Here is a 25,267-nt window from a genome sequence, read left to right on the forward strand (position 1 = left end):
AAAAAGAAAAACGCCCATATCAAACGATATGGGCGAAATTGTTCGGAAACGAAAACAACGCGTAACGCGCTGATATGTTGAGCGGATTACTTGTTTTTCTGTTCATTGTAGCGGGCGATGCATTCGTCGATCAATTTGGCGGCTGCTTCCGGCCCTTCCCATGTGCCGATTTCCGTCCGTTTCCCTTGCAAGTCTTTATAGCGTTCAAAAAAGTGAGCGATTTCTTTCAGTTTGTGCTGCGGGAGGTCTTCAATCGAGCGCACTTCGTCAAAGCGCGGATCTTCGACCGGAACGCCGATCAATTTCGCGTCTTCTTCGCCGCTGTCGACCATGTTCAAATAGCCGATGACGCGCGTGTCGATGACGCAGCCCGGAAACGTCGGGTTGGTCGTGATGACCAAAATGTCGAGCGGGTCGCCATCCAGCGCCAACGTATTTTGCAAGTAGCCGTATTCAGCCGGATAAAACATCGGGGAATATAAGACGCGGTCGAGCTTGAAAATGCCCCGCTCTTTGTCGAATTCGTATTTGTTTTGGCTGCCGGTTGGAATCTCGATAAACGCTTCGACAATTTTATTTTCGAATGCCATAACCCGTTCCTCCTTTGTTGGTTATGTATGCATGAAAACTTGTCCACCCTAGCAGGAGCGGCGGACAAGCCAATCTTATTGTAGCACGTTCGCCCAAGATGCGCCACTTGTGAAATGCCATTTTTTCACGCTTGCATCAAAAAACCCTCATGCCGATGAGGCAAGAGGGGGAATGTTAGTCAAATTTATTCGGATCGCCGTCAAAAGGCTCGTCAGCGACTTTAATCGACTCAGTCGGACAGCCTTCGAAGGCGTCCATCATATCGTCAATCAAAATCTCCGGAACTTCGACGATGCCTTGGTTGTCATCAAGGGTGACGTAGGCAATGCCGTCCTCGTCGTAGTCGTAAATGTCCGGAGCGGCGGCGCCGCAGGCTCCGCAGGCGATGCAAGTCTCTTTATCCACAATCGTATACTTTGGCATAAAAATCGAACCTCCCCAAGTTTATTGGAAACGGACGGGCCATCTCCGTGTTGCCTGCTCGGAAATGAACTTTCACTTTTATAATAAGACCGTACGGCGGGCTTTTCAACAAAAAAATCGCTCTCTTGTATTTTTACACATATGCATCTTATTTAATTTTGTTATCATATGGCGGAACTGTCAACCGATCGATTTTTTTCTGCCGATCAGTCGGGTGATTTTTGCTACAATAGAGGCGAGGGAGGAACAAAGGATGCGGCATGGCTATGCCCCATTTTTGCTTGCCCATTGCTTGCACCGCTTCAACGGCGAACGGACGCTGGCGGCGGTATACCATTTATTTTCGGGAAAAAAATCGGCGCAGACGCTCCAAGACAGCAAATGGTTTCAGCTTGAGCCGCTGTTTGGCACATGGAAGAATGTGACGATGGCGGCGCTCGAGGAGGCGGCAATGGCGCTTGTCGAACAACGGCTCGCTTTATCCGCGAAACAGCGGACATACACATTGACCGCGGCAGGAGAAGAATGGCTTGCTGAGCAAGCGGCGCTTTTCCCCTGCCATCTGAACGGCTGGCGCTATCATGAGGCGGAACCGCTGTTTTGGCAGCGTCTTTCCTTGATCGGGCAGACATTGTCAAACCTCGTCTATGGGCGGCGTTTTGCACCGATTTGCCGCGACGAGCGGACGCTTCAATGGGTGAAGCAATATTTGCTTGCAAAAGGATCGCGCCAAATGTTGGCCGAGACGCTGTATCAAGAGCTCATCCGGCTGCTTGAAGCGGTTTCGGAAGAGGCGGCGGCGATCTTTACGCTGCGTTTGACGAGCGCGGTCCGCATCGGTTGGACGATGGAGCAAATCGCGGCCCATTTGCAAAAGGACGCGCTCTACGTGCAGTTTCAATTCCGCAACGTGCTTCATTACATCATGGCGGAAGCTGAGGCTGGACGCGCTCCGATGATGGCCGAATTGATGAGCGGGCTGGCGCCGGCGGTGCTGACACAATCGGCGCAAAAAACGTACGAATGGCTGCAAAAAGGAAAGACGATCGACGAAATCGCCGCCCTTCGGCGCTTGAAAAAAAGTACAATCGAGGATCATGTCGTCGAGTTGGCCGCCAATGTGCCCGATTTTTCGATCGCCCCGTTTGTCGCCGCTGAAAGGGCGGCGGCGATCCAGGCCGCGGCGCGGGCGCTCGGGACGCGCAAGCTGAAGCGTATTCGCGAGGCGCTTGGCGGAATAGCGAGTTATTTTGAAATTCGGCTCGTGTTGGCAAAGGAAGTGGGACGTTGGATGAATTAACGAAAACATTGCATGAGCGGTTCGGGCACGCGTCGTTTCGGCCCGGACAGCGCGATGTGATCGAAGACGTGCTCAGCGGGCGCGATGTGCTGGCGATGCTGCCGACTGGAAGCGGCAAATCGCTTTGCTATCAGCTGCCGGCGTATTTCCTCCCGGGGAGCGTGCTCATTGTCTCGCCGCTCGTCTCCTTAATGGAAGATCAAGTCGAGCAGCTGCGCCGGCGCGGTGAAAAGCGCGTTGTCGCGTTCCATAGTTTGCTCGATGCGGAAGAAAAATGGCAAGCCCTCGCCTCGCTTCCAGATTTTCGCTTTATTTATGCCTCACCGGAAATGCTGCAATCTGAAACGTTTTTGGCGGCGCTCCGGCGCGCTCGTGTTTCGTTGTTTGTCGTCGATGAGGCGCATTGCATTTCACAGTGGGGTTATGATTTTCGCCCGGACTTTTTGAAGCTCGGAGCGGTCCGCCATGCGCTCGGTTCGCCGCCGTGTCTGGCGCTGACGGCGACGGCTACGCCGGAAGTGCAGGAGGACATCATCCGCACGCTCGGGATGGAGCGGACGCGCCGCCATATTTATTCCGTCGACCGCCCGAACATCGCCTTGGCGGTGGAACATTGCTTATCGGTTGAGGACAAAGCTGCGCGCTTGGCCGAATGCGCGAAACGGCTCCGAGGACCGGGGATCGTGTACTTTTCAAGCCGGCAGTGGGCTGAAGAAATGGCGCGCCGGCTGGCGCAAAACGGGGCGGGACGGGTCGCCTATTACCACGCCGGCATGGATGGGGAACAACGGCTGCTTGTGCAGCAGCAGTTTTTATATGACGAGCTCGACATCGTTTGTTGCACAAGCGCGTTCGGCATGGGGGTGGACAAAGGAAACGTCCGTTTTGTGCTTCACTTTCATATGCCGGCCCAGCTTGAGGCGTATGTGCAGGAAATCGGGCGCGCCGGGCGTGACGGGGCGCCAAGCCTTGCGGTATTGTTTTACGCGGACGGCGACCGGGCGATCGCCCAGGCGGTCGCCGAAGCGGAGCTTCCCGACTCGGCTGCGCTCCGCGAGTGGTGCCGGCGGCTGCCGGAAGACGCCGTCGGCGGTGGATGGCGCGCTATGGTTGATGCCGGCGGATTTACGGACATACAAAAACGGCTGTTGGCGTACTTTTTAGAATGGGGACAAACAGCGGCGCCCGAACAGCTGACGGCCGCGGCGAAGGAGCGGCTGTATGAAGGGATGGCCGCTGCCATCGAGGCGCGGCGGCGTTGGAAGCGAAAAAAATTGCGCGAAATGGAGGAATGGGTGCACGCCTCTTCATGCCGGCGCGCGGCGATTGTCCGCGCGTTCGGGGAGGAGCTATCGGACAAACCGGATGCTTGCTGCGACAACTGCGGCCTGGAGACGGACCGTTTCATGGCGGACGGCCGCCGTCCCGAGCCGGCGCCCGTCCGGCCTTGGCGCGAGGAGCTATGGCATATGTTTTTTGGCGGGAGGCGGCGCGATGAGGCGGCAAAGTGAACAAATCAAACAGATGACAGACCGCGAAGTGCTCATCCATCTTTATATCACGCAAGGGTTGCTGCTGCTTTTGGCCGGCGGCAGCTCGCTGTTTTTATTTGCTCGGGAGGAGTGGCGTCGGCTTTGGCAGTTTGAGCTGCGCGATGTGCTCGTGTACGGAGCCGGCGGGGCGGCGTTCGTGCTCGCTGCCGAGTTTTTGGCGATGCGCTATTTGCCGGACGATTGGCATGATGACGGCGGCGTCAATGAAAAAATATTCCGCGGCCGCTCGATTCCGCATCTCTTTTTTTTATGTGCGCTCATTGCGGTGACGGAAGAATGGCTGTTTCGCGGCATTGTGCAGACGCATTGGGGGCTCTGGGCGGCAAGCGCCATTTTTGCCGTGCTGCACGTCCGGTATTTGGAAAAATGGTTTTTGTTTATGGTCGTCGTGCTGCTCAGTCTCTTTCTCGGCGTCCTTTACGAGCAGACTGACAGCTTATGGGCCGCCATCACCGCTCACTTTTTGATCGATTTTGTGCTTGCCTTACATGTTCGGTTCAAACGGGGGGCAGAGGAAGAAAGGGAGTGAAGCGATGGAAGAGGCATCGGGGCGCCTGGCGCGGAAAAAACGCCCGGCGTCAAGCGCGGGGGCGCCGCCATCGCGCCTAAAACGGCGGCGGCAAAAAGAGGAGCAAAAACGAAAATACATTCCCGTCCGTTTGCTCGCGTTTTTGTTTTTAACGCTGCCGGCTGCGGTGACGGCTGTTTACTATGCCCAGTCAAAGCCTGGAACGGTCACAGTCGTCCGCCATGAAGAAAGCGGCAGCCGGGAGACGGTGCGCATTATTCAAGAAGATGGCGCGAAGGCGGAACAAACATCAGAGCCGAAGCGCGCCGCGGGTGACGGGGCAAAAAGCGAATCCGACGCGCAGACCATCACCCATGTGGTGGCGGCGAACGAAACGCTCTATAGCATTGCGATGAAATATTACGGCACGCCTGCCGCCATGGAGATCATCAAAAAAGAAAACGGCTTGTCAACGAGCCGGCTCGAGCCGGGGCAAACGCTGCGCATTCCGTTCCCCGCTCAGACGGAATAAGCGGTTGCGCCCGCCGGCCGAAAAAATGGCCGCGCGCGTTCCCCTTTGTTCTAATCTGTCTGTTGCCCGCATATGATGGACAATAGAATACGGACAAGGGGGAGAGCGCCATGACCCGGTTTCCGGATGAATTTTCCCTCGATGAAGTGACAAAAGAAATGTTGCTTGCCGTCATTGAAAAAAAGAAAAAATGGGAGCGGCTTGAAAAGCGGTCGACGCTTTTGCAGGCGGCCGCGTTGGCCGGCTTGGCCGCGTTCCTTCTTTATATCATTGCCAACGCTGCAGCGATCACGGCGTGGAGCGAACGATTCGCCTGGTTTTTTGCCGCCCCGGCCCACATTTTCATCTTGCTCCTGTTATGTACGGTGTATTGGCTGGCTGTTTATTATAAAGGAAAAAGTGAAAAGGCGGAAGACGACTTTCATGCCCTCCGTTGCGAAATTATCCAGAAAAGCATCGATTTATGGAAAAATGAAGAACAATGGAATGGGCGTCACCGGCTGTTTGAATGGCTGAAGCGGGAGTACGACATCAACCTATATTATGAAAACAGCTGAATGGGGGCCCATCCAGCTGTGCTTTGTTTAGAATATTTTTTTCTGGTTGCGCTCTTCTTTCAAAATTTCCACTGCTTCGCGGAATCGCTGCGCATGAATGATTTCCCGCTCGCGCAAAAAGCGGAGCCCATCGTTTAAATCCGGATCGTCGCTCATGTTGATGATCCATTGGTAGGTGGCGCGCGCTTTCTCTTCAGCGGCGATGTCTTCGTACAAGTCGGTGATGGGGTCGCCTTTTGCTTGAATATACGTCGCCGTAAACGGGTTGCCGGCGGCGTTATGGTAAAAGAGGGCGCGCTCATGATCGACGTAATGAGGCTCAAGGCCGGCTTCTTTCAGCTGCTCCGGCGTCGCGTCTTTCGTCAGTTTGTACACCATTGTCGCGATCATTTCCAAATGAGCGAGTTCTTCGGTGCCGATGTCGTTAAGCAGCCCGATCACTTTCGGGGGCAGCGTATAACGCTGGTTTAGGTAACGGAGCGCCGCCGCCAGCTCTCCGTCCGCCCCGCCGTACTGTTCGATTAAATACTTCGCCAATCGCGGGTTGCACGTGCTGACGCGAACCGGGTATTGCAGTTTTTTTTCATAAATCCACATGATCCGTTCCTCCTTGCGTTCGTGATGAATCAGCTACACTTGCCAAGGCCAAGGCGCGTCGTCCCAGTTCCACGGGTAGTTCGAATAGCTATGGCCGAACTGCTCAAGCGGGCCATAGGCGGCTTCAAACTGTTTTTTCAGCTGCTTCCGCTTTTGCGCGAGCTGGTTAAACTGTTGAATGGCTTGATAATCGTTCGGGTGGGTGTCCAAATAAAGCGTCAGCTCGACGAGGGCAAAATCGACGGCTTGCAGCTCCTCAAGCTGCTCGTAATACTCCTTGGGCATTTGTTTCATGAACCATCACCTTTTCCCTTCGTTTCGTAAGGGCTGTAGTAAGGATCGTAAAACACTTGCCAGAGCGTTCCTTTCATCAACGCCTCGCGCAGCGGAAACTGCGGCAAATTCGGCGGTTGGAAGCCGACATACAAGTTGGGCGCGGTGACGTACGTTTTGACGCGGATCGGCGGGCACGGGTCAAACGGGCTGATGTACGGCTCATATTGTTTGCGCGTCGTAAACATAAAACCCCCCCTTTTTTGGCAAAGTTCAGTCTATATGTATGATGGAGCCATGTCGTTCATGCCTGTTTGCCATGACGAATAATGAGGATCGGGCTAAGGAGGAAACCATGGGCCGTCTATCGATGACCGCCATGGCCGCTGTTTTGTGCACGTATTTGTTTTTTCGCTGGCTGCCGCCGCTCGAGCCGTTCTCGCTGGAGCGGTTTTTGACCGATTTGCTGTTTGCCCCGCTGCGGACATGGCTTGCGCTCGTTTGCTTTTGGTTCGGGACGGCTGCCAACGGGGCGCTCATCCGCGCGGCAGTCGGCGGGACGGTGCGCCTGTTGTCCGGCCGGCGGTTTCGTGTCGGGGAATGGGTGGCTAGTTTGGCGGCGCTCGGCCATTTTTATTGGGCGTTTCGGTTTCATTGGCCGCTGGCGGCGCTTTTTTTCGTTTTTTCCTTTTTTTATGGTATGATGACGATGAGAGACCGCCGGTTGACCAAAGATGATCGGCTTTAGCAGGAGGAAGTATGATCATCGGGGGAATGATCACGAGTTTTCTTGTTTTGCTTGGTTATATGTGGAAAGAAGCGCACAGCAACCGGGTTCGTCACGTGATCCTGTCGTTTCCTCATTTTCTCGATCATTGGCCGCCGCTTACGATTTTTTTTATTTCTGATATTCATCGGCGGATCGTTTCGTCACGCATGCTTGAGGAAGTAAGGGGAAAAGCGGATCTTGTCGTGATTGGCGGGGATTTGGCCGAAAGAGGGGTGCCCGAAGCGCGCGTCCGTGAAAATGTGCGTCGGTTGCGCGAGGTCGCTCCTGTTTATTTTGTTTGGGGAAACAATGATGACGAAGTCGACTACGATCTTCAATCAGTGTTTGAGGAAGAGCGCGTCCACGTGCTCAAAAACAAAGCGAAAGTATGGGAGCACGGCGGTGTGCCGGTCGCGCTCATCGGCGTCGGCGACGTAAGCCGAAAGGAGGCGGATATCGACCGGGCGCTCGAACACGTTCCGCCTCAATCATTTCGTATATTAGCCTGCCATAACCCAGCGATCGTCGCTCGCCTAAGAGAGGAGCAGCACATTTCACTCGTGCTGAGCGGCCATACGCATGGAGGACAAATTCGCTTCTTTTCCATTGGGTTGTATGAAAAAGGAGGGCTCAAATGGCAGGGCAGCACGGCGGTGTTGACGAGTAACGGCTACGGGACGACCGGGGTGCCGCTTCGCCTCGGAGCGCCGGCAGAGACTCATCTCATCACGATTGTGCCCGGAAAACCGACACCCGAGAAAAAATGCTTGTCTAAAACGGGGCAAACGATGTAAACTCATTAATAACAACAAACGAACCAATTGCCGCTTGCGTCATACAATAACGGTAAGAGATGGCTCTGTAGGTAAGGAGGGGTGCCGATGCGTCTTGAGCGCTTGACCCACAACAAAATCAAAATTTTCCTGACGTTTGACGATTTGCTGGACCGCGGGTTGACGAAAGACGATTTATGGAAAGATACGTTTAAAGTCCATCAGCTGTTCCGCGATATGATCGAGGAAGCAAGCGAAGAGCTCGGTTTTGAAGTGAACGGATCGATCGCGGTCGAAGTGTACTCTTTACCGGCGCAGGGCATGGTCGTTATCGTTACGAACGAAGGCGACTACGACGACATGGAAGAAGAATTCGCCGACGATTATATCGAAATGCAAGTAACGCTCGATGAGAGCGATGACATATTTTACGAATTCCAAACGTTTGAAGATGTCATCCAGCTCGCTCATCGCCTGCATGCGGTCGGCTGCCTCGACGGTACGCTTTATTCTTATCAAGGCCGCTTTTACTTGCATGTTCCCGAAGAGCCTCCCATTCCGCTTGACAACTTTGTCGCCTTGCTGGCCGAGTTTGGCAACCCGGCTACGATAACGATACATCGTGTGCAAGAATATGGGAAGCGGCTGATTGAACGCCGCGCGATCGAACAGCTCGTTCGTTATTTCCGCGCCAACTAAGGCATAGAAAGACTCCTTGAAATGGACAAGGAGTCTATTTTTTGCGCCGACTGCTCGACGCCGCTTCGCCATTTTTCCTTTGCATCCGGCCACAGAAGGTGTATACTATGACATGAAAGGCGACAAATTATTATAGCGAGCTTATAGGAGGTTTACGTATGGCAGCCGATAAGCATACGGAAGAGAAAGAACAACAATACGACGTGCTGGCGTCGACACAAATTGTTATACATAGAGCGTTGGAAAAGCTCGGCTACCCGGAAGAAGTGTATGAGCTGTTAAAAGAGCCGATCCGCGTGTTGACAGTCCGCATTCCGGTGCGCATGGACGACGGGTCGGTGAAAATTTTTACCGGCTACCGCGCGCAGCATAACGATGCGGTCGGTCCGACGAAAGGCGGCGTGCGTTTCCATCCTGATGTGACGGAACGAGAAGTGAAAGCGCTGTCGATTTGGATGAGCTTAAAGTGCGGCATCGTTGATTTGCCATACGGCGGCGGCAAAGGCGGCATCGTCTGCGACCCGCGCACGATGTCGTTTCGCGAGCTCGAGCGGCTAAGCCGCGGTTATGTGCGCGCCATCAGCCAAATCGTCGGACCGACAAAAGACATTCCGGCGCCGGATGTGTTTACGAACTCGCAAATTATGGCGTGGATGATGGATGAGTACAGCCGCATCCGCGAGTTTGATTCGCCGGGGTTTATCACCGGGAAGCCGCTTGTCCTCGGCGGTTCGCACGGCCGGGAAACGGCGACGGCCAAAGGAGTGACCATTTGCATCCGCGAGGCGGCGAAAAAACGCGGTTTGTCGCTCAAAGGGGCGCGCGTCGTCGTTCAAGGGTTCGGCAACGCTGGCAGCTATTTGGCCAAATTTATGCACGACGCCGGGGCGAAAGTCGTCGGCATTTCCGATGTGTACGGCGCTCTGTACGACCCGAACGGGCTCGACATCGACTACTTGCTTGAACGGCGCGACAGTTTTGGCACGGTGACGAAGCTGTTTAAAAATACGATTTCGAATCAAGAGCTGCTTGAGCTCGATTGCGATATTTTGGTGCCGGCGGCCATCGAAAACCAAATTACGGCCGAAAACGCTCCGCGCATAAAGGCGAGCATCGTCGTCGAGGCGGCGAACGGGCCGACGACGCTTGAGGCGACGGAAATTTTGACGCAGCGCGGCATTTTGCTCGTTCCGGACGTGTTGGCAAGCGCCGGGGGCGTGACTGTGTCGTATTTCGAATGGGTGCAAAACAACCAAGGTTACTATTGGACGGAAGAAGAAGTGGAACAGCGGCTTGAAAAAGTGATGGTCAAAGCGTTCAACAACGTGTATGAAATGGCGCAGACGCGCCGCGTCGACATGCGCCTTGCCGCCTACATGGTCGGCGTCCGCAAAATGGCGGAAGCGTGCCGGTTCCGCGGCTGGGTGTGAGGCGAGCACGCGCCGATGTTTGCAAGCTTTGGTGAAATCCCCTATCATAAGATAGGGGATTTTTTGCTTCATGCGAGGTGGCAAAAACGATGAAAGAGGAGAAAATCATTATTGTCGGCGGCGGTCCGTGCGGGCTGGCGGCGGCGATTGCTTTGCAAGGCGCCGGATTTTCGCCGCTGGTGATCGAGAAAGGAAACATCGTCCATTCGATTTACCGTTTTCCGACGCATCAGACGTTTTTCAGCACGAGCGACCGGTTGGAGATCGGCGGCGTGCCGTTTATCACGGAAAACCGGAAGCCGACGCGAAATCAAGCGCTCGCTTATTACCGCGAGGTCGTCGTCCGCAAGCAAGTGCGCGTCAATGCGTTTGAAGAAGTGAAAACCGTCAAGCGGCAGGAAGACGGGACGTTTTTTATTGAAACGACAAAAGGGACGTACCGCGCGCAATATGTCGTTATCGCCACCGGCTATTACGACCATCCGAACTATATGAACGTGCCGGGGGAAGAGCTGCCGAAAGTGATGCATTACTTTAAAGAAGCGCATCCGTACTTCAACACCGACTGCGTTGTCATCGGCGGGAAAAATTCGAGCGTCGACGCGGCGATGGAGCTTGTGAAAGCGGGAGCGCGCGTGACGGTGCTGTATCGCGGCAACGAGTATTCGAAAAGCATTAAGCCGTGGATTTTGCCGGAGTTTGACTCGCTTGTGAAGAAAGGCGTGATCCGCATGGAGTTTCGCGCGCATGTGAAAGAAATTACCGAAGAAGCGGTCGTGTATGAAGTGGACGGGGAAACGAAAACGATCAAAAACGACTTTGTGTTTGCCATGACCGGCTATCATCCGGATCATCGCTTCTTGATGAACATCGGGGTGCAGATCGACCTGGAAAGCGGCCGGCCGCATTATGATCCGGAGACGATGGAAACAAACGTGCCGGGGGTGTTTATCGCCGGGGTGATCGCCGCTGGCAACGATGCGAATGAAATTTTTATCGAAAACGGCCGCTTCCATGGAGACGCTATTGCCGCCTGCATCGCCAAGCGCGAACGGGAGGGGTCAGCCAAGCAGCTGCAGTAGCGCTTCTAATACATCGACTGGGCATATGACGGCATGCCCTCCTCGAACGATGAACGCTTTGCGGGCAAATGTCATTTGCCCGCTGGCGTTCTTGTTCGAGGGAAGAAGCAGAAAAGCTTGTGTTCAGCCATATCATTCTATGTTTTTTAGTAAAATAATGGATAATCAACGCTCGTGTAATGATGCTAAAGCGAGAAAGCGAGGGTGGCTTGCGTGACGAAACGGAAAGTGGTGCTCCTGACAACCGGCGGCACGATTGCGAGCAAGCGAAACGAACGTTCCGGCCGCCTGCGGGCCGGGGCGCTAAGCGGTGAAGAACTCGCCGCGATGTGCCATTTGCCGAGGGAGATTGAGGTCATCGTTGAAAGTGTGTTTCAACTTCCGAGCATGCATTTGACGTTTTCGCATTGGCTTGAGCTGAAAAAACGGATTGAGGCGCATTTCACCGATCCATCCGTTAATGGCATCGTCGTCACTCACGGAACCGATGCGCTCGAAGAAACGGCCTATTTCCTTGATTTGACGATCGATGACCCGCGGACGATCGTCGTCACCGGTTCGCAACGGGCGCCGTCTGATTTGGGCAGCGATGTGTACATCAACATCCGTCATGCCATTTACGCCGCGTGCGCCGAGCCGTTGCGTGGGGCGGGGACGGTCGTTGTGTTCAATGAACGCATTTTTGCCGCGAAATACGTGAAAAAAGAACACGCCTCGAACATTCAAGGATTCAACGCTTTCGGTTTCGGCTATTTAGGCATCATTGACAACGATGAGGTGTACGTGTACCAAAAGCCGATCCGACGCGAATATTACAAGCTTGTGCGCCCGCTTCCACCCGTGGACATTGTGAAATGCTACTTGGAGGCGGACGGCAAGTTCATTAAAGCGGCTCGAGAAAGCGGCGTCGCTGGCATTGTGCTCGAAGGGGTCGGCCGCGGGCAAGTGGCGCCAAAAATGGTCGATGAAATCGTCAAAGCCATCGAAGCAGGGATCAAAGTCGTTGTGACGACGAGCGCCGAGGAAGGGGCGGTGTATACAACGTACGATTACCCCGGCAGCGCCTACGATTTGCATAAGAAAGGGGTTATTCTTGGCAGCGACTACGATGCGAAAAAGGCGCGCATCAAGCTCGCTGTCGCTCTTGCTGCCGACGCCGCCGTTGATGGCTTGTTCGCTTATTAGGCAACAAGCGGCCCAGCAATTCCTCTTTTTTTCTCCCCCGTTTCGTGGTACGATGAAGTTAAAAATGCCAAAGAAACGGGGATCGAGGATGTTTTCGTTGATTTCCGCCGGCGTCGCCCCCGGGGTGGCGCTGCTTAGTTATTTTTATTTAAAGGACGAGTATGAGGCTGAGCCGCTTTCGTTTGTGCTGCGCATGTTTTTGTTCGGCGTCTTGCTTGTGTTTCCAATCATGTTCATCCAATACGTGCTGACGGAAGAAGGGATCGCCGCGTCGCCGGCAGCCGAGGCGTTTCTTTCGGCCGCGCTCCTTGAGGAGTTTGTCAAATGGTTTGTCGTTTATTTTTTTGTGTATGACCACGACGAATTTGACGAGCCGTATGACGGCATTGTGTACAGCGCCAGCGTCTCGCTTGGGTTCGCGACGCTGGAAAACATTTTGTACTTATTGGCCAACGGAGTGGAGACGGCCATTGCCCGGGCGTTTTTGCCGGTGTCCAGTCATGCGCTCTTTTCCGTCATCATGGGGTTTTATTTCGGCAAGGCGAAGTTTGCCGCAAAAAAGCGCCGCTATTATTTATGGGCGTCTTTTTTGCTGCCGTTTTTCCTTCATGGCGTCTATGACTGGCTGCTGCTTGCCAAAGAGCGATGGGGCTATTACATGGGGTTGTTTATGCTCGCCTTATGGTGGGCGGCGTTGCGCAAAGTAAAACAAGCGAAAGGATACGCCCGCCCTCAAGCGGTGCCGCCTGTGAAAAGCCAAGCGTAAAAGCTTTGGCTTTTTTCTTTTTTTCGCATAAAAAAGGGAAACGGAAGGAAAATAGGGGTAAAAACGGTGAGTGTTGACGGGAGGTTCACATATGGCAAGGAAATGGGTTCTATTCATCGCATTGGCTGTTTGGACATGCATGTACCCATCAGACCATGCTTCCGCGTTTTCCCCGCAAGTGATTCAGCGCGGAGCAGTTGGCGATGATGTCATTGAACTGCAGGCGCGGCTGCAATACCTTGGGTTTTACAACGGCAAAATTGACGGCGTGTTTGGCTGGCGAACGTATTGGGCGCTGCGCAATTTCCAATACGAATACGGCTTGCCGGTCGATGGACTAGCCGGATCGGAGACGAAACGGAAGCTTGTGAACGCTTCAAAATATTACGAGCAGTTTGTGAAAGAGCAAATCCGCCAAGGAAACGATTTCACCCATTACGGCGGCATTCCGCTCAGCCAGCAGGTGAAAAAACGCGGCGGCGGTTCAGGGGGTTCAGTGCGGGCGGCGAAAACGACGGCGTCGAACGTGCCGAAAGGGTTTTCTCAAAACGATATTCGGCTGATGGCGAACGCCGTTTACGGGGAAGCGCGCGGGGAGCCTTATATCGGGCAAGTGGCTGTTGCCGCCGTTATTTTAAACCGGCTCGAGCATCCGTCATTTCCGGACACGGTCGCCGGGGTGATCTTTCAGCCCGGCGCATTCACCGCGGTCGCCGATGGGCAAATTTGGCTGACGCCGAACGAAACAGCAAAAAAAGCGGTGCTGGATGCGATCAACGGCTGGGACCCGACCGGGGGAGCGATTTACTACTTCAACCCGGCCACGGCGACGAGTTCATGGATTTGGAGTCGCCCGCAAATCAAGCGGATTGGAAACCATATTTTTTGCAAATAAAAGGAGGGAGACGAGATGGTGCGATACTTACTGATTGCAGCGCTTGTCGTCGCTGTCGTCGGCACCGGCTACTGGGGCTACCGCGAGCATCAGGAAAAAAACGCGATCTTAATTCATGCGGAAAACAATTACCAGCGCGCGTTCCACGATTTAGCCTACCAGATCGATTTGCTGCATGACAAGCTTGGAGCGACGCTGGCGATGAATTCGCACGCCTCATTGTCGCCGGCGCTCGCCGAAGTGTGGAAAATCGCGTCTGAAGCTCATTCCGATGTCGGCCAACTGCCGCTGTCGCTTTTGCCGTTTAACAAGACGCAAGAGTTTTTATCGAAAATCGGCGAGTTCAGCTACCGGACGGCCGTGCGCGATTTGGAAAAAGAGCCGTTGACCGAAGAAGAGCACAAGACGCTCGAGGCGCTGTACAAAAGCGCCGGCGCGATCCGCCAAGAATTGCGCAACGTGCAGCATTTAGTGCTGGAAAACAATTTGCGCTGGATGGATGTCGAACTGGCGCTGGCGACGAACGACGAGAAAGGCGACAACATCATTATTGACGGCTTAAAAGCGGTGGAGAAAAATGTTGATACATTCTCAAGTTCGTCCGAGTTCGGCCCGTCGTTCATCGGTCTCGCCAATGAGGAAAAAGGCTTTGTCCGCGCGAAAGGGCGCCCCATTTCCAAAGCGGAAGCCAAACGGACCGCCCGCGAGTTTCTTGGATTAAAGGGAACAGAGAACATCAAGGTGACGGAAAGCGGCAAAGGGGCGGACGAACGGTTTTATAGTTTGACGATTCACGATCCGAAAACAAAAGGCGACATTTATATGGATGTGACGAAAAACGGCGGGTATCCGATTTGGGCGTTAAACAGCCGACCGGTCGGCAAGCCGAAGATCGGCTTGTATGAAGCGGCCAACCGCGGAATGGCGTTTTTGAAACGGCACAAGTTCACCGGCTTTGAGTTGTACGACAGCATGCAATACGATAATGTCGCCATGCTGACGTTTGTCAAAAACGAAAACGGCGTCCGCATTTACCCGGAAGCGATCCAAATGAAAGTGGCGCTTGACAACGGCCATGTCGTCGGTTTTACGGCGCGCGACTATTTGTCATCGTCCATTCCGCGTCCGTTGCCCAAACCGACGCTCACCGTCGAGGCGGCGAAGAAAAAGTTAAACCCGCATTTGAAAGTGATGGAAGAGCGCCAGGCGGTCATTATGAACGATTTGCAAAAACCGGTGCTTTGCTATGAGTTTTTAGGAACGCTTGGCGATGAAACATATCAACTGTTCATTAACGCCGCAACCGGCCTTGAAGAAAAAGTCGAGAAGCTCGAAAGCGTGGAGCCGAATTACAGATGAAGACAAGGGAGGAAAAGCTGGGATTGTCGGCTTTTCCTCTTTTTTTGTAAAGATTAGGAAAGTATAAAATTTTGCAATTAGGCAGAGAGCTGTCTAGCTCCAAGCGCCATCGGCTCGAGTCGCTCCGCCCCACACTGCGGCGGCCACAGCCTCCGCGGTGGGGCTTGTGCGATCTTCGCCGATAGGCGGGCGCTTTGCGCTTTTCTTAATCAAAGGCAGCCGGGGGTATGGTATAATCGTCATGGGACATCATGCGGGTCAGCGAAACGATCGCTGGTTCGGCAGCTGACAGAAAAGGGGAAAAGGAAACATGATGATCAGAATCGGAGATTCGATCCGGCTTGAGCCGTCGGACGGCTCAGCGCGGCAATACCGAAGCAAAGCGCTCGCCGTTGCTGACGGGGCGGTTCATATCAGCTATCCGATCGATGAACAGAGTGGAAAAACCGTTTATTTGTGGAATGGGATGCAGTTTAAAGCGACTTTTGTCGGGCAAGACGGCGGTTTATACATGTTTGATACCGAAGTGAAGGGGAAAATCCGCGATCCGTTGCCGATGGTCGTCTTGGCTTACCCGGGTGAGGAATACGTCGTGCGCATCCAGCGCCGCCGTTATGTGCGGGTGAAAGCGAATGTCGATGCAGCCGTCCATCCGTCTGACAGCGAGTTCGCCCCGTTTGTGACGATGACGGTGGATATCAGCGCCGGCGGCGCCGCCCTCCTTGTGCCGCCGGCGCACGCTCCGCTTCTTCGCCCCGGCATGGCGGTCGAGCTTTGGCTCGTGTTGGCGATGCGCTCCGGCGAATATCATTACGTGCAAACGAAGGCGTCGATTGTGCGCATGGCTGATGACGAGCGCGGCATGGCGAAAATGTCGGTGGAGTTCACAGACCTCGCCCCCCAAGACCGCGTCCGGCTCATTCGCTACAGCTTTGAACGGCAGCTTGAGGAGAGAAAATGGGAGAACGAACAGAATAAATGAGCTGGGCACGTGGAATACTGCTAGAAAAAATGGGAACTAGGAGGTTTGCGGCATGAAACGGATCGAACAGCTGTTGTGGAAGCTTGTCGTCATCCAGACGATTTGCCTGTTGATCGCCCAATGGCTTGTGTTGTACACGAAAGCGCCCTTGTATATCGGCAAGGTGTACGAATACGAGGGGGTAGCCAAGCCGGAAAAAACGAAAACAGTCGAAACGGCCGTCGACCGTTGACGGCGGATATGGTACAATGAACATGGAGACATGCAGGGGTTTCCTGCATTTTTCTTTGTGCACTCATCAAGCGATTTTAGGCAAAGCAGGAGGAAGTCATGAAACGACGAATCAGCATTGCGATCGACGGACCCGCCGCGGCGGGGAAAAGCACGGTCGCCAAACGGATCGCTAGGCGGCTTTCCTACGTATACATCGATACCGGCGCCATGTACCGCGCGCTGACGTATCGGGCGCTTGTATGCGGCGTTGACATCCATGATGAGCAAGCGCTCTTGTTGTTGCTTCGCGATACATCGATTGAGCTCAAGCCGTCGCCGCACGGACAAATTGTCCTCGTCAATGGCGAAGACGTCACCGACATCATCCGCAACGAGGCGGTGACGAATGCGGTGTCGCTTGTCGCGAAGCATCCGCTTGTACGCGAGGAGATGGTCGCCCGCCAGCGCGCCTTGGCGGAAGGGGGCGGCGTCGTCATGGACGGGCGTGATATCGGAACGCATGTGCTGCCGAACGCAGAAGTGAAAATTTTCCTGAAAGCTTCGGTCGAGGAGCGGGCGCGGCGCCGGCATGAGGAAAATCTCGCACGCGGCTTTCCGTCCGATCTTGAAAAGCTGAAAGAAGAGATCGCCCGCCGCGACCGGCTCGATTCGGAACGAGAGACAGCCCCGCTTCGCAAGGCGCCGGATGCGGTGGAAATCGACACGACATCGCTGTCAGTTGAGGAAGTGGTGGAGCGGATTATGGAGATTGTCAACGAAAGGATTGGATGACGGTGGACTTTTATTCATTCGCCAAGGGGGTCGTCAAGGGAGTGCTTACCCCTTTTTACCGCATTCAAACGATCGGGATTGAACAATTTCCAAAGGAAGGCGGCGTGCTTCTTTGCGCCAACCATATCAGCAACCTAGATCCGCCGGTCATCGGCATTACGGCGCCGCGCCCGATTCGGTTTATGGCGAAAGAAGAGCTGTTTCGCGCTCCGGTCGTGAAAACGCTCGTCAAAAACTTGCATGCCTTTCCAGTCAAGCGCGGCATGAACGACCGCCAGGCGTTGCGCACGGGTCTTGAGGTGCTGAAGCAAGGCGAAGTGCTTGGCATTTTTCCGGAAGGGACGCGCAGCAAAGACGGCCGGTTGAAAAAGGCGCTGCCCGGCGTCGGCTTTTTCGCTTTGCGCACCGATGCCGCCGTTGTCCCGTGCGCCATTGTCGGCCCGTATCGTCCGTTTGCGCCGCTTAAGGTTGTGTACGGAGCGCCGATCGATATGGCGCCGCTGCGCGCGCGGAAGGCGAGCCCAGAAGAAGCGGCCGATTACATTATGGATCATATCCGCCGGCTGCTGGAAGAGCATCAGCGAGCATGAAAGGAACATGCTGTTCGAGGCATCCCTTCCGCCGCCTCAATGAGCATTATAGTACATGTTGATTGAGAAAATATGGTATACTAACTAGAAAAGCGTCCTTATTTTGCCGACAGCCGGCCGCGGCCTCGGCGCGAGGCGCGCTTTTGACAGTTGCCAGTCGATGAAGGAGGGTTTTTGCGATGACAGAAGAGATGAATGTGCAAGTCAATGTGTATGAAGTGGGCGATATCGTCCGCGGCAAAGTGGTGAAGCTTGAGGACAAGCAAGTGCTTGTCGAGGTGGAAAACAGCAAGCAAAGCGGCATCATTCCGATCAGCGAGCTGTCGAACTTGCATATTGAAAAACCGAGCGATGCCGTCGCTGTCGGCGATGAAGTGACGGCCAAAGTCAAAAAAGTGGAAGAAGGAAAAGACGGAGAAGAAGGGTTGCTCATTTTATCGAAAAGAGCGGTGGACGCCGAGCGGGCTTGGGAAGATCTTGAGCGCAAATTTGCAAGCGGTGAAACATTTGAAACAGTCATTAAAGACATCGTCAAAGGCGGTCTTGTCGCCGATGTCGGCGTGCGCGGCTTCATCCCGGCGTCGCTTGTCGAGCCGCATTACGTCGAAGATTTTTCCGATTATAAAGGAAAAACGCTCTCCGTGAAAGTCGTCGAGCTTGACCGCGAGAAAAACCGCGTCATTTTGTCGCATCGGGCGGTCGTTGAGGAAGAACAAGCGCGGCAGCAAAAAGAACTGCTCTCCCGCCTTGAGCCGGGGCAAGTGTTGGATGGCGTCGTCCGCCGCATTGCTGATTTCGGCGTCTTTGTCGATGTCGGCGGGTTTGACGGGCTTGTACATATTTCCCAGCTTTCCCATACGCGCGTCGCTCATCCGTCGGAAGTGGTGAAAGAAGGCGATGTGGTGAAAGTGAAAGTGTTGGCCGTCGATCCGGAGAACGGGCGCCTGTCGCTGTCGATCAAAGAAGCGCTGCCGGGCCCATGGGAAGGCCTCAGCGAAAAAGTGAAACCGGGCGATGTCGTCACCGGGACGGTGAAACGGCTCGCTTCGTTCGGCGCGTTTGTGGAAGTCTTCCCAGGCGTCGAAGGATTGGTGCACGTGTCGCAAATCGCCAACCGCCGCATCGGCTCGCCGCATGAAGTGCTGAAAGAAGGCGACGTGGTGAAGGCGAAAGTGCTCGACGTCAACGAAGCGGATCACCGCCTTTCCCTCAGCATCCGCGCGTTGCTTGAGGAAGAGGCGGCCGCGCCGGCCGAGGATTACAGCCAATACACAAGAACGTCGGAAACGCGCGGCTTTCAGCTCGGCGAAGTGATTGGCGAGCAGCTGAAAAAATTAAAGTAATGTAGAGCTGCACAAGATCAACTAGCTGGCAAAACAAAGCGAAAGCTCCTTTCTGTCCGATGGCTTCTGCCATTCTGGACAAAGGGAGCTTTTTTCTTTTTTGCTTGATTCACCGCATCGGGACAAGGGCGGCTGCAAGAAAGAGAAGGACCATTTTTTCTTAATGGCGATTCTGTTCCCGCGCTTCTTCTGGTGTATCAAGCCGGGCCGCTCCTTTATAGGAGAGCGATTGATCGCGGTCTGATTCGACGCGCCGCGACTGTTTCAGCTTCTTTTCTTGGCGGTCTTTTCCCACTCCATTCCGCTCCTTTCTATGCAGGATCGTTTTTACTATGGCCAAGCGCTCTGCTTTGTATGCATGAATGAGCGTCCAAAAAAGCTGGCATAATGAATATCATAGGGAGTGGAAATGATGGAAGGAGCATTATTTTATTTATTTTTTTGGTTTGTGTGGATTATTGCTACATTTTTGATGAAAAAGGGAGCCGACCGGACACAACTGGCCGCTTTTGCGCTTTTGATGATCAGCTTTGCTTCATGGGCAGTGAAGGTCGGCCCGTTCCATGCCGTGGCGTCCTTTTTTGTGCTGTTTTTCTCCTCCTGTTACGTGGCGGTCACACAGCGGCCATGCGGATGGCTGCGGATGGCGCTGTCAGCGTCCGGCTTGGCGTTTGCCTATGCCGCTTTTCGTCTGCTTGCCTTGTTTGATCCGGTCTGGATTTGGCTTGATGGCCAATGGATGCTTGGCTGGTGGATGGCCTTGATCAGCAGTCTGTTCCACCCCCGCATATCCGCCCGCCTTCTTTGTCTGGCGCTCGGCGGCTGTCAAGGGGAAGTGGTATACGCCATGTCCATCTGTCGCATGACGCCGGGTTATGTGCTTGGGTCGTTTTCCTTTTTGGATGCGCTCGCCATTAGCGCATTATCTTTGCTCGTTTGGGAATCGATCCGCTTCTTCTCGCTAGAGCTTGAGGAAAAAAGGCCTGTAAGGAGGACGAGGCAGCCGTGAACGAATACACGTTTCCGATTTTATACGGTGTTGCCGCTGGGGTGTTGACGCGGCTGTATTTGTTGCGCACCGATTACCGGCAATATCCGACCTACTTGCATGGGCGGACGATCCATATCGCCTTAGGAGCGATTGCTGCTGGCTTGGGCACGGTCGCCGTGCCGGCGATTATGGAAAAAGAGTTCGCAGCGATCACGTTTTTGGCCTTGGCCGCCTCACAATTTCGCGACGTGCGCAATATGGAGCGCAATACGTTGAACGAGTTGGATCAGTATGAGCTGGTGCCGAGAGGAAAAACATACATCGAAGGCATCGCGATTGTGTTTGAAGGGCGGAACTATTTAGTCATTTTCGTCTCCTTTTTATCGACGCTCTTTTATTTAGTATGGGACATTTGGGCCGCGCTTGCCGCCAGTATCATCGGCCTTATGGTGGCGCGGCGGTTTATGAGCGGAAGCCGGCTGAAAGACATTGCCGACGTCCAATATGTCAAGCCGCGTTTTGAAGGAGCAGGGTTGTATGTTGACAACATCTATATCATGAACATCGGCTTGCCGGCGCGGCGCGAAGAAATTTTGCGCTATGGGATGGGATTTATTTTAACGCCGAAAAATTTCAACGCTCGCACGACGATCGCCAATCTTGGGCAGCGGCAGGCGATTTTGCATGATGTATCGACCGCCCTCGGCATTTACCGCGACTCCGGAACGCCAGCGCTCGTGCCGCTCGCCAAGCGCGATTTGAACGACGGGCGCGTCGGCATTTTCATTTTGCCGCAAGTCGAGGATGCCGAGAAGGCGAAGGCTGTTATCGAAAACGTGCCGGTGCTTGAGAGCGCCATCCGCATGCCGAAGAAACGGCGATGGAAGCGGAAAGGGGGGAGCGGCGATGACGCATGAAAAAATGATTTTGGCCGTCATTACGATGAACGGCGGGCGCGTCGCCGGCGGCGCGCCAATCTTTATTTGCCAAACAAAAGAGGAAATGGAACAGATCGCCGCGAATTTAGAGGCGATTTTGGATGGCATCGCCCATGAAGTGGCGGAGGGGCTTCTTATTATCGTCAAACATTAGTTGTTGAGCGTTTCGCTTTTTGATAAAATAAAGCAGTTGTAGCCTACCCTGGCTCATCACGAAAAGAGGCGCTTGATTGGTAAAAAGTCATTTCCTTCCTAGCCTCGCAGTCAAGTGCCCTTGGCGTTGATGGACCGATGCCCTTCCGAAAAGGGCGTTTTTTTCAGCGACAAAGGCAAGGAGAAAACGAAGATAAAGGGTGGTAGCATGGCAAATCCAGTCGTGGCCATTGTCGGCCGTCCCAATGTAGGAAAATCGACGATTTTCAACCGCATTGTCGGGGAACGCATTTCCATCGTCGAAGACGTGCCTGGAGTGACGCGCGACCGCATTTACAGCCAGGCTGAATGGCTGAACCATTCGTTTTATTTGATCGATACCGGCGGCATTGACATTGGCGACGAGCCGCTGCTTGTGCAAATTCGCCAGCAGGCGGAAATCGCCATCGATGAGGCAGATGCCATCATCTTTATGACGAACGGCCGGGACGGTGTGACTGCGGCTGATGAAGAGGTGGCCAAGCTGCTCCGCCGGTCGAATAAGCCGGTTGTGCTCGCGGTGAACAAAATCGACAATCCGGAAATGCGTGATTTGATTTACGACTTTTACGCTCTCGGTTTTGGGGAGCCGTATCCGATTTCCGGAGCTCATGGGACAGGGCTTGGCGATTTGCTTGATGCTGTCGTCCGCCATTTCCCGAAAGGCGGTGGGCAGGAGTATGAAGAAGACGTCATTAAGTTTTGCCTCATTGGCCGGCCGAATGTCGGCAAATCGTCGCTTGTCAACGCAATTTTAGGTGAGGAGCGGGTCATCGTCAGCGACATCGCCGGTACGACGAGGGACGCCGTCGACACCTCGTTTGTGCGCGAAGGGCAGAAATATGTTATCATTGATACGGCAGGGATGCGCAAGCGAGGAAAAATTTACGAAAGCACGGAAAAATATAGCGTCTTGCGCGCGTTAAGGGCCATTGAGCGCTCGGACGTCGTGCTTGTTGTGTTAAACGCTGAGGAAGGCATCATCGAGCAGGACAAAAAAATCGCCGGATACGCGCATGAAGCGGGTCGCGGTGTCATTCTTGTCGTCAATAAATGGGATGCGATCGAAAAGGACGACAAAACGATGGTCGAATTTGAGCGGAAGATTCGCGACCATTTTCCGTTTTTGGACTATGCGCCGATTTTGTTCGTATCGGCGAAAACGAAGCAGCGGCTGCATAAGCTCTTGCCGCTCGTCCGGCTTGTGAGCGACAATCATGCGATGCGCGTCCAGACCAATGTGCTCAATGAAGTCATCATGGATGCGGTGGCGATGAATCCGACGCCGACGCATAACGGCCGGCGTTTGAAAGTTTATTACATGACGCAAGTTGCCGTCAAACCGCCGACGTTTGTCGCGTTTGTCAACGATCCGGAACTGATGCATTTTTCATATGAACGGTTTTTGGAAAACCGCATCCGCGATGCATTCGGCTTTGAAGGCACGCCGATTAAAATCATCGCCCGCCCGCGGAAATAAGAAAAGCGGGGGCGCCGAGATGAGCTCTCGAAGCCAAATGTTCTTCACCCTTAGTGGTGCTTGCCTCCCGAGGGGGAAGGTTATTTGGCAGAAGAGAGCTATTCGCCGCAGCTAGACAGAAAGAAAAGCGGAGGCGAGTGTTTCGCCGCCGCGAAAGTCGGACGAACAGAACGAAGAGGCGGCGTTGCGACAATCGGGTAAAGGAAGTGGAAAACGATGGAGAACATCGCTGTATTGGGGGCTGGAAGCTGGGGGACTGCGCTGGCGCTCGTATTGGCTGACAATGGACACTACGTCCGGCTCTGGGGTCATCGGACCGAGCAGATCAACGAAATTAACGAAAAGCGGACGAATGAAAAGTATTTGCCGGGCGTTCGCCTGCCGGACGCCATTATCGGTTATGACGACCTTTGCGCTGCGCTTGACGGCGTGGCGATCGTTGTGCTCGCCGTGCCGACTAAAGCGATCCGCTCGGTGCTTGCGGATGTGCGCGCCTGCTTGGCGGCGCCGATCACCGTCGTCGCTGTCAGCAAAGGGATTGAACCGGGAACGCATAAGCGGGTGTCGGAAATGGTCGCCGAAGAAATGGGGGAATGGCTTGCAGATGTTGTCGTTCTCTCCGGGCCGAGCCATGCCGAGGAAGTCGTGCTCCGCCACCCGACGACCGTGGCGGTATCGTCGCCAAATATGGAAGCGGCGCGCCGCATTCAAGACATCTTTATGAACCATCACTATTTTCGCGTGTATACGAACCCGGATTTAATCGGCGTCGAAGTCGGCGGGGCGCTGAAAAATATCATCGCTTTGGCCGCCGGCATCAGCGACGGGCTCGGCTATGGGGATAACGCCAAAGCCGCTCTTATTACAAGGGGGCTCGCCGAGATCGCCCGCCTCGGCTGCGCCCTCGGCGCCAACCCGCTGACGTTCGCCGGTTTGACGGGAGTCGGCGATTTGATCGTCACGTGTACGAGCGTTCATTCCCGCAACTGGCGGGCCGGCTACATGCTCGGCCAAGGAAAAAAGCTGGACGAGGTGCTCGAGAGCATGGGGATGGTCGTCGAAGGGGTGCGGACGACAAAAGCCGCCTATGAGCTGGCGAAAAAGCTTGGCGTGAAGATGCCGATCACCGAAGCTCTCTATGACGTATTGTTTGCGGGAAAAGACCCGAAAGAGGCGGTCGATTCGCTCATGGCGCGCGGAAAAAAAGAGGAAATGGATGACTTAAACAACATTTTTGCCGAACAAGAATGATGAAAATAGACCAATGGCGGTACAAGTCGTCTTCGTTCTGCATACAATATGGCGAACCATCATCGGCTTGAGCTTCCGGAAGGGTATGAGGGGATGCTGAAGTAAAGAAAGCCCCGCTTTACTTCAGCTTTTTTTTTGCCAATGCTATAATTATAGTTGTCGAAAAAAGGAGGAGCGTCCATGTCACCGGCGTTAGCGAAAATGTGGATCGCCATCGCCTCGATGGTGTTTATGTTTATTTCCGTCGGCTTCATTTACTTAAGCCGCTACAAAGTCAAGATGAAATGGCTTCGCTTCCTGTTGGCGCTCGTCGCCTACATTCTTTTGATTTTCGCCGGCATCATCATTATTTTCGTCGTATTCAGCGGACCGACACCGCAATAGACAAAAAGGTGGGAATGATGAAACGAATCGCTCGCTTGTTGTTGTCATGTATATGTTTGGCGCTGCTTTCCGGCTGCTTGTATCCACAAGAGCGGCTGAAACAAAACCAAATTCCTTACAAAGACCAAGTGGCGGCCGTCCAATCGGCGGTGGACGAGTACCGGAGGGCGACCGACGGGCTTCTGCCGATTAAAACACGCGACATGAACACGCCGGTGTATTTGAAGTATCCAGTCGATTTTCAAAAGCTCGTTCCCCGCTATATGCAGGAGCCGCCGGGAAACGCCTATGAAAGCGGGGGCGTCTTCCAGTATATGATCATCGATGCGGAAACGAACCCGACGGTCAAGTTGCTTGATCTGCGCTTAGCCGAACGAATCCGCGATCTGAAGCTGCGGCTCAGCATGTACACGGACAAGCATAAATATCCGCCGTTTCAAGACGTCGTGGCGCCGGGCGTATTTACGCTTGATTACAAAAAGCTCGGCTATAAAGAGCCGCCTTATGTCGTCAGCCCGTTTTCCGGCAACAACTTGCCGTTTGTCATCGACGGGAATGGAGAAATTTACATTGATTACCGTTCTGATTTATATGCGGCGTTGAAAAAATATCCGCACCACTACAAGCCGGGTGACGATATTCGCTCGATTTTGACCGACCATTCGCTGTTTGTGCCGGCGTATTCGCTGCCCTATACGATCGACGCCAAGACGAATGAACCGATTTTTTTCACAAAATGAGTCATCTTCCCTTCTCTAGGAAAATACATTCTAGAGAAGGGATTTTTTCTATTTTAGTCATAACCGAATCGGACAACAT

32 protein-coding genes are annotated in these 25,267 nt (G+C 54.0%); 26 read left to right on the forward strand and 6 right to left on the reverse strand.

Translation table 11 applies throughout. From position 1 onward, the window contains the following. Positions 1–86: 86 nt before the first annotated feature. Positions 87–590: an inorganic diphosphatase gene (locus tag LG52_RS04140; RefSeq protein ID WP_011231730.1), complete on the reverse strand. Its 504-nt coding sequence runs from the start codon at positions 588–590 to the stop codon at positions 87–89. A gap of 175 nt (positions 591–765) precedes the next feature. Next, positions 766–1,014 (reverse strand): ferredoxin, encoded by a 249-nt coding sequence (locus LG52_RS04145; protein WP_011231729.1) that lies wholly within the window; start codon positions 1,012–1,014, stop codon positions 766–768. 253 nt (positions 1,015–1,267) lie between these two features. Here LG52_RS04145 and LG52_RS04150 point away from each other — a divergent pair, with 253 nt between their 5' ends. From LG52_RS04150 to LG52_RS04170, 5 genes are all read left to right on the forward strand, one after another. Next, positions 1,268–2,314 (forward strand): helix-turn-helix domain-containing protein, encoded by a 1,047-nt coding sequence (locus LG52_RS04150; RefSeq protein WP_044730988.1) that lies wholly within the window; start codon positions 1,268–1,270, stop codon positions 2,312–2,314. Then, on the forward strand, positions 2,302–3,825 hold the full coding sequence (locus LG52_RS04155) for a RecQ family ATP-dependent DNA helicase (protein ID WP_044730989.1): 1,524 nt from the start codon (positions 2,302–2,304) through the stop codon (positions 3,823–3,825). Before LG52_RS04150 ends, LG52_RS04155 begins: the two co-directional genes overlap by 13 nt. Next, positions 3,809–4,396, forward strand: a complete 588-nt coding sequence (locus LG52_RS04160; protein WP_033013974.1) for a CPBP family intramembrane glutamic endopeptidase — start codon at positions 3,809–3,811, stop codon at positions 4,394–4,396. The genes LG52_RS04155 and LG52_RS04160 overlap by 17 nt, the downstream gene beginning before the upstream one ends. 4 nt (positions 4,397–4,400) lie before the next feature. Beyond that, positions 4,401–4,907 (forward strand): LysM peptidoglycan-binding domain-containing protein, encoded by a 507-nt coding sequence (locus LG52_RS04165; protein ID WP_033010522.1) that lies wholly within the window; start codon positions 4,401–4,403, stop codon positions 4,905–4,907. Between the two features lie 110 nt (positions 4,908–5,017). Next, a complete protein-coding gene (locus LG52_RS04170; protein ID WP_020754064.1) occupies positions 5,018–5,464 on the forward strand; it encodes a YpbF family protein in 447 nt (148 codons plus the stop codon). A 27-nt stretch (positions 5,465–5,491) separates the two neighbouring features. Here the strand turns inward: LG52_RS04170 and LG52_RS04175 are convergent, their stop codons facing one another. The 3 genes from LG52_RS04175 to LG52_RS04185 are packed head-to-tail and all read right to left on the reverse strand — an operon-like array spanning position 5,492 to position 6,582. Further along, entirely contained in the window at positions 5,492–6,061 is a 570-nt protein-coding gene (locus LG52_RS04175; RefSeq protein ID WP_033010523.1) for a manganese catalase family protein, read from the reverse strand. 33 nt (positions 6,062–6,094) lie between these two features. Continuing rightward, positions 6,095–6,355 (reverse strand): spore coat protein CotJB, encoded by a 261-nt coding sequence (locus tag LG52_RS04180; RefSeq protein ID WP_031408620.1) that lies wholly within the window; start codon positions 6,353–6,355, stop codon positions 6,095–6,097. Continuing rightward, on the reverse strand, positions 6,352–6,582 hold the full coding sequence (locus LG52_RS04185) for a spore coat associated protein CotJA (RefSeq protein WP_025948503.1): 231 nt from the start codon (positions 6,580–6,582) through the stop codon (positions 6,352–6,354). Before LG52_RS04185 ends, LG52_RS04180 begins: the two co-directional genes overlap by 4 nt. A 107-nt stretch (positions 6,583–6,689) precedes the next feature. On the opposite strand from LG52_RS04185, the gene LG52_RS04190 reads away from it, so the two are divergent. From LG52_RS04190 to rpsA, 14 genes are all read left to right on the forward strand, one after another. Then, positions 6,690–7,082: a hypothetical protein gene (locus tag LG52_RS04190; protein WP_044730990.1), complete on the forward strand. Its 393-nt coding sequence runs from the start codon at positions 6,690–6,692 to the stop codon at positions 7,080–7,082. Between the two features lie 11 nt (positions 7,083–7,093). Then, entirely contained in the window at positions 7,094–7,897 is an 804-nt protein-coding gene (locus LG52_RS04195; protein ID WP_044730991.1) for a metallophosphoesterase, read from the forward strand. Between the two features lie 87 nt (positions 7,898–7,984). Beyond that, on the forward strand, positions 7,985–8,575 hold the full coding sequence (locus LG52_RS04200; RefSeq protein ID WP_011231720.1) for a genetic competence negative regulator: 591 nt from the start codon (positions 7,985–7,987) through the stop codon (positions 8,573–8,575). A 158-nt stretch (positions 8,576–8,733) separates the two neighbouring features. Then, positions 8,734–10,005 carry a Glu/Leu/Phe/Val family dehydrogenase gene (locus tag LG52_RS04205; RefSeq protein ID WP_011231719.1) on the forward strand — a complete coding sequence of 424 codons (1,272 nt, stop codon included), beginning with the start codon at positions 8,734–8,736 and terminating at the stop codon, positions 10,003–10,005. Between the two features lie 89 nt (positions 10,006–10,094). Next, a complete protein-coding gene (locus LG52_RS04210) occupies positions 10,095–11,087 on the forward strand; it encodes a YpdA family putative bacillithiol disulfide reductase (protein WP_044730992.1) in 993 nt (330 codons plus the stop codon). A 213-nt stretch (positions 11,088–11,300) separates the two neighbouring features. Continuing rightward, positions 11,301–12,272 (forward strand): asparaginase, encoded by a 972-nt coding sequence (locus LG52_RS04215; RefSeq protein WP_044730993.1) that lies wholly within the window; start codon positions 11,301–11,303, stop codon positions 12,270–12,272. Between the two features lie 88 nt (positions 12,273–12,360). Next, positions 12,361–13,038, forward strand: coding sequence for a glutamic-type intramembrane protease PrsW (gene prsW / locus LG52_RS04220; protein WP_044730994.1), 678 nt, complete (start codon positions 12,361–12,363; stop codon positions 13,036–13,038). Positions 13,039–13,129: 91 nt separating this feature from the next. Then, positions 13,130–13,933: a spore cortex-lytic enzyme gene (gene sleB / locus LG52_RS04225; protein ID WP_044730995.1), complete on the forward strand. Its 804-nt coding sequence runs from the start codon at positions 13,130–13,132 to the stop codon at positions 13,931–13,933. 15 nt (positions 13,934–13,948) lie between these two features. Next, the gene (ypeB, locus tag LG52_RS04230; RefSeq protein ID WP_044730996.1) at positions 13,949–15,292 is read left to right on the forward strand and encodes a germination protein YpeB; all 1,344 of its coding nucleotides are present in this window, start codon (positions 13,949–13,951) and stop codon (positions 15,290–15,292) included. Positions 15,293–15,605: 313 nt separating this feature from the next. After that, a complete protein-coding gene (locus LG52_RS04235; protein ID WP_044733085.1) occupies positions 15,606–16,274 on the forward strand; it encodes a flagellar brake protein in 669 nt (222 codons plus the stop codon). A gap of 52 nt (positions 16,275–16,326) precedes the next feature. After that, positions 16,327–16,506: a YpfB family protein gene (locus LG52_RS04240; RefSeq protein ID WP_013144879.1), complete on the forward strand. Its 180-nt coding sequence runs from the start codon at positions 16,327–16,329 to the stop codon at positions 16,504–16,506. Between the two features lie 98 nt (positions 16,507–16,604). After that, positions 16,605–17,279 (forward strand): (d)CMP kinase, encoded by a 675-nt coding sequence (gene cmk / locus LG52_RS04245; RefSeq protein WP_044730997.1) that lies wholly within the window; start codon positions 16,605–16,607, stop codon positions 17,277–17,279. Further along, complete coding sequence (locus LG52_RS04250) at positions 17,276–17,869, forward strand: lysophospholipid acyltransferase family protein (protein WP_044730998.1); 594 nt, start codon at positions 17,276–17,278, stop codon at positions 17,867–17,869. The genes cmk and LG52_RS04250 overlap by 4 nt, the downstream gene beginning before the upstream one ends. Positions 17,870–18,048: 179 nt before the next feature. Continuing rightward, positions 18,049–19,212 carry a 30S ribosomal protein S1 gene (gene rpsA, locus LG52_RS04255; RefSeq protein ID WP_020754082.1) on the forward strand — a complete coding sequence of 388 codons (1,164 nt, stop codon included), beginning with the start codon at positions 18,049–18,051 and terminating at the stop codon, positions 19,210–19,212. Positions 19,213–19,372: 160 nt separating this feature from the next. Here the strand turns inward: rpsA and LG52_RS18710 are convergent, their stop codons facing one another. Then, on the reverse strand, positions 19,373–19,507 hold the full coding sequence (locus tag LG52_RS18710) for a YpzI family protein (RefSeq protein WP_075261717.1): 135 nt from the start codon (positions 19,505–19,507) through the stop codon (positions 19,373–19,375). Positions 19,508–19,624: 117 nt separating this feature from the next. Here LG52_RS18710 and LG52_RS04260 point away from each other — a divergent pair, with 117 nt between their 5' ends. From LG52_RS04260 to LG52_RS04290, 7 genes are all read left to right on the forward strand, one after another. Further along, positions 19,625–20,221, forward strand: a complete 597-nt coding sequence (locus tag LG52_RS04260; protein WP_044730999.1) for a hypothetical protein — start codon at positions 19,625–19,627, stop codon at positions 20,219–20,221. Continuing rightward, complete coding sequence (locus LG52_RS04265; protein WP_044731000.1) at positions 20,218–21,120, forward strand: YIEGIA family protein; 903 nt, start codon at positions 20,218–20,220, stop codon at positions 21,118–21,120. Before LG52_RS04260 ends, LG52_RS04265 begins: the two co-directional genes overlap by 4 nt. Beyond that, positions 21,110–21,295, forward strand: a complete 186-nt coding sequence (locus LG52_RS04270) for a capping complex subunit for YIEGIA (RefSeq protein WP_044731001.1) — start codon at positions 21,110–21,112, stop codon at positions 21,293–21,295. Before LG52_RS04265 ends, LG52_RS04270 begins: the two co-directional genes overlap by 11 nt. Before the next feature lie 207 nt (positions 21,296–21,502). Then, complete coding sequence (gene der, locus LG52_RS04275; protein WP_044731002.1) at positions 21,503–22,813, forward strand: ribosome biogenesis GTPase Der; 1,311 nt, start codon at positions 21,503–21,505, stop codon at positions 22,811–22,813. Positions 22,814–23,029: 216 nt separating this feature from the next. Further along, a complete protein-coding gene (locus LG52_RS04280) occupies positions 23,030–24,064 on the forward strand; it encodes an NAD(P)H-dependent glycerol-3-phosphate dehydrogenase (RefSeq protein WP_044731003.1) in 1,035 nt (344 codons plus the stop codon). Between the two features lie 180 nt (positions 24,065–24,244). Further along, entirely contained in the window at positions 24,245–24,448 is a 204-nt protein-coding gene (locus tag LG52_RS04285) for a DUF2768 domain-containing protein (protein WP_011231703.1), read from the forward strand. 17 nt (positions 24,449–24,465) lie between these two features. Beyond that, positions 24,466–25,188, forward strand: coding sequence for a hypothetical protein (locus LG52_RS04290; protein WP_044731004.1), 723 nt, complete (start codon positions 24,466–24,468; stop codon positions 25,186–25,188). Positions 25,189–25,267 lie beyond the last annotated feature (79 nt).

The organism is Geobacillus kaustophilus (assembly GCF_000948285.1).
Classification (GTDB): domain Bacteria; phylum Bacillota; class Bacilli; order Bacillales; family Anoxybacillaceae; genus Geobacillus; species Geobacillus thermoleovorans_A.

Excerpts from the sequence above, each read along its gene's own strand:
- LG52_RS04140 (WP_011231730.1), bottom strand. The coding sequence starts at position 590 with ATGGCATTCGAAAATAAAATTGTCGAAGCGTTTATCGAGATTCCAACC.
- LG52_RS04145 (WP_011231729.1), bottom strand. The coding sequence starts at position 1,014 with ATGCCAAAGTATACGATTGTGGATAAAGAGACTTGCATCGCCTGCGGA.
- LG52_RS04150 (WP_044730988.1), top strand. The coding sequence starts at position 1,268 with ATGCGGCATGGCTATGCCCCATTTTTGCTTGCCCATTGCTTGCACCGC.
- LG52_RS04160 (WP_033013974.1), top strand. The coding sequence starts at position 3,809 with ATGAGGCGGCAAAGTGAACAAATCAAACAGATGACAGACCGCGAAGTG.
- LG52_RS04165 (WP_033010522.1), top strand. The coding sequence starts at position 4,401 with ATGGAAGAGGCATCGGGGCGCCTGGCGCGGAAAAAACGCCCGGCGTCA.
- LG52_RS04170 (WP_020754064.1), top strand. The coding sequence starts at position 5,018 with ATGACCCGGTTTCCGGATGAATTTTCCCTCGATGAAGTGACAAAAGAA.
- LG52_RS04175 (WP_033010523.1), bottom strand. The coding sequence starts at position 6,061 with ATGTGGATTTATGAAAAAAAACTGCAATACCCGGTTCGCGTCAGCACG.
- LG52_RS04180 (WP_031408620.1), bottom strand. The coding sequence starts at position 6,355 with ATGAAACAAATGCCCAAGGAGTATTACGAGCAGCTTGAGGAGCTGCAA.
- LG52_RS04185 (WP_025948503.1), bottom strand. The coding sequence starts at position 6,582 with ATGTTTACGACGCGCAAACAATATGAGCCGTACATCAGCCCGTTTGAC.
- LG52_RS04190 (WP_044730990.1), top strand. The coding sequence starts at position 6,690 with ATGGGCCGTCTATCGATGACCGCCATGGCCGCTGTTTTGTGCACGTAT.
- LG52_RS04195 (WP_044730991.1), top strand. The coding sequence starts at position 7,094 with ATGATCATCGGGGGAATGATCACGAGTTTTCTTGTTTTGCTTGGTTAT.
- LG52_RS04200 (WP_011231720.1), top strand. The coding sequence starts at position 7,985 with ATGCGTCTTGAGCGCTTGACCCACAACAAAATCAAAATTTTCCTGACG.
- LG52_RS04205 (WP_011231719.1), top strand. The coding sequence starts at position 8,734 with ATGGCAGCCGATAAGCATACGGAAGAGAAAGAACAACAATACGACGTG.
- LG52_RS04210 (WP_044730992.1), top strand. The coding sequence starts at position 10,095 with ATGAAAGAGGAGAAAATCATTATTGTCGGCGGCGGTCCGTGCGGGCTG.
- prsW (WP_044730994.1), top strand. The coding sequence starts at position 12,361 with ATGTTTTCGTTGATTTCCGCCGGCGTCGCCCCCGGGGTGGCGCTGCTT.
- sleB (WP_044730995.1), top strand. The coding sequence starts at position 13,130 with ATGGCAAGGAAATGGGTTCTATTCATCGCATTGGCTGTTTGGACATGC.
- ypeB (WP_044730996.1), top strand. The coding sequence starts at position 13,949 with ATGGTGCGATACTTACTGATTGCAGCGCTTGTCGTCGCTGTCGTCGGC.
- LG52_RS04235 (WP_044733085.1), top strand. The coding sequence starts at position 15,606 with ATGATCAGAATCGGAGATTCGATCCGGCTTGAGCCGTCGGACGGCTCA.
- LG52_RS04240 (WP_013144879.1), top strand. The coding sequence starts at position 16,327 with ATGAAACGGATCGAACAGCTGTTGTGGAAGCTTGTCGTCATCCAGACG.
- cmk (WP_044730997.1), top strand. The coding sequence starts at position 16,605 with ATGAAACGACGAATCAGCATTGCGATCGACGGACCCGCCGCGGCGGGG.
- LG52_RS04250 (WP_044730998.1), top strand. The coding sequence starts at position 17,276 with ATGACGGTGGACTTTTATTCATTCGCCAAGGGGGTCGTCAAGGGAGTG.
- rpsA (WP_020754082.1), top strand. The coding sequence starts at position 18,049 with ATGACAGAAGAGATGAATGTGCAAGTCAATGTGTATGAAGTGGGCGAT.
- LG52_RS04260 (WP_044730999.1), top strand. The coding sequence starts at position 19,625 with ATGGAAGGAGCATTATTTTATTTATTTTTTTGGTTTGTGTGGATTATT.
- LG52_RS04270 (WP_044731001.1), top strand. The coding sequence starts at position 21,110 with ATGACGCATGAAAAAATGATTTTGGCCGTCATTACGATGAACGGCGGG.
- der (WP_044731002.1), top strand. The coding sequence starts at position 21,503 with ATGGCAAATCCAGTCGTGGCCATTGTCGGCCGTCCCAATGTAGGAAAA.
- LG52_RS04280 (WP_044731003.1), top strand. The coding sequence starts at position 23,030 with ATGGAGAACATCGCTGTATTGGGGGCTGGAAGCTGGGGGACTGCGCTG.
- LG52_RS04285 (WP_011231703.1), top strand. The coding sequence starts at position 24,245 with ATGTCACCGGCGTTAGCGAAAATGTGGATCGCCATCGCCTCGATGGTG.
- LG52_RS04290 (WP_044731004.1), top strand. The coding sequence starts at position 24,466 with ATGAAACGAATCGCTCGCTTGTTGTTGTCATGTATATGTTTGGCGCTG.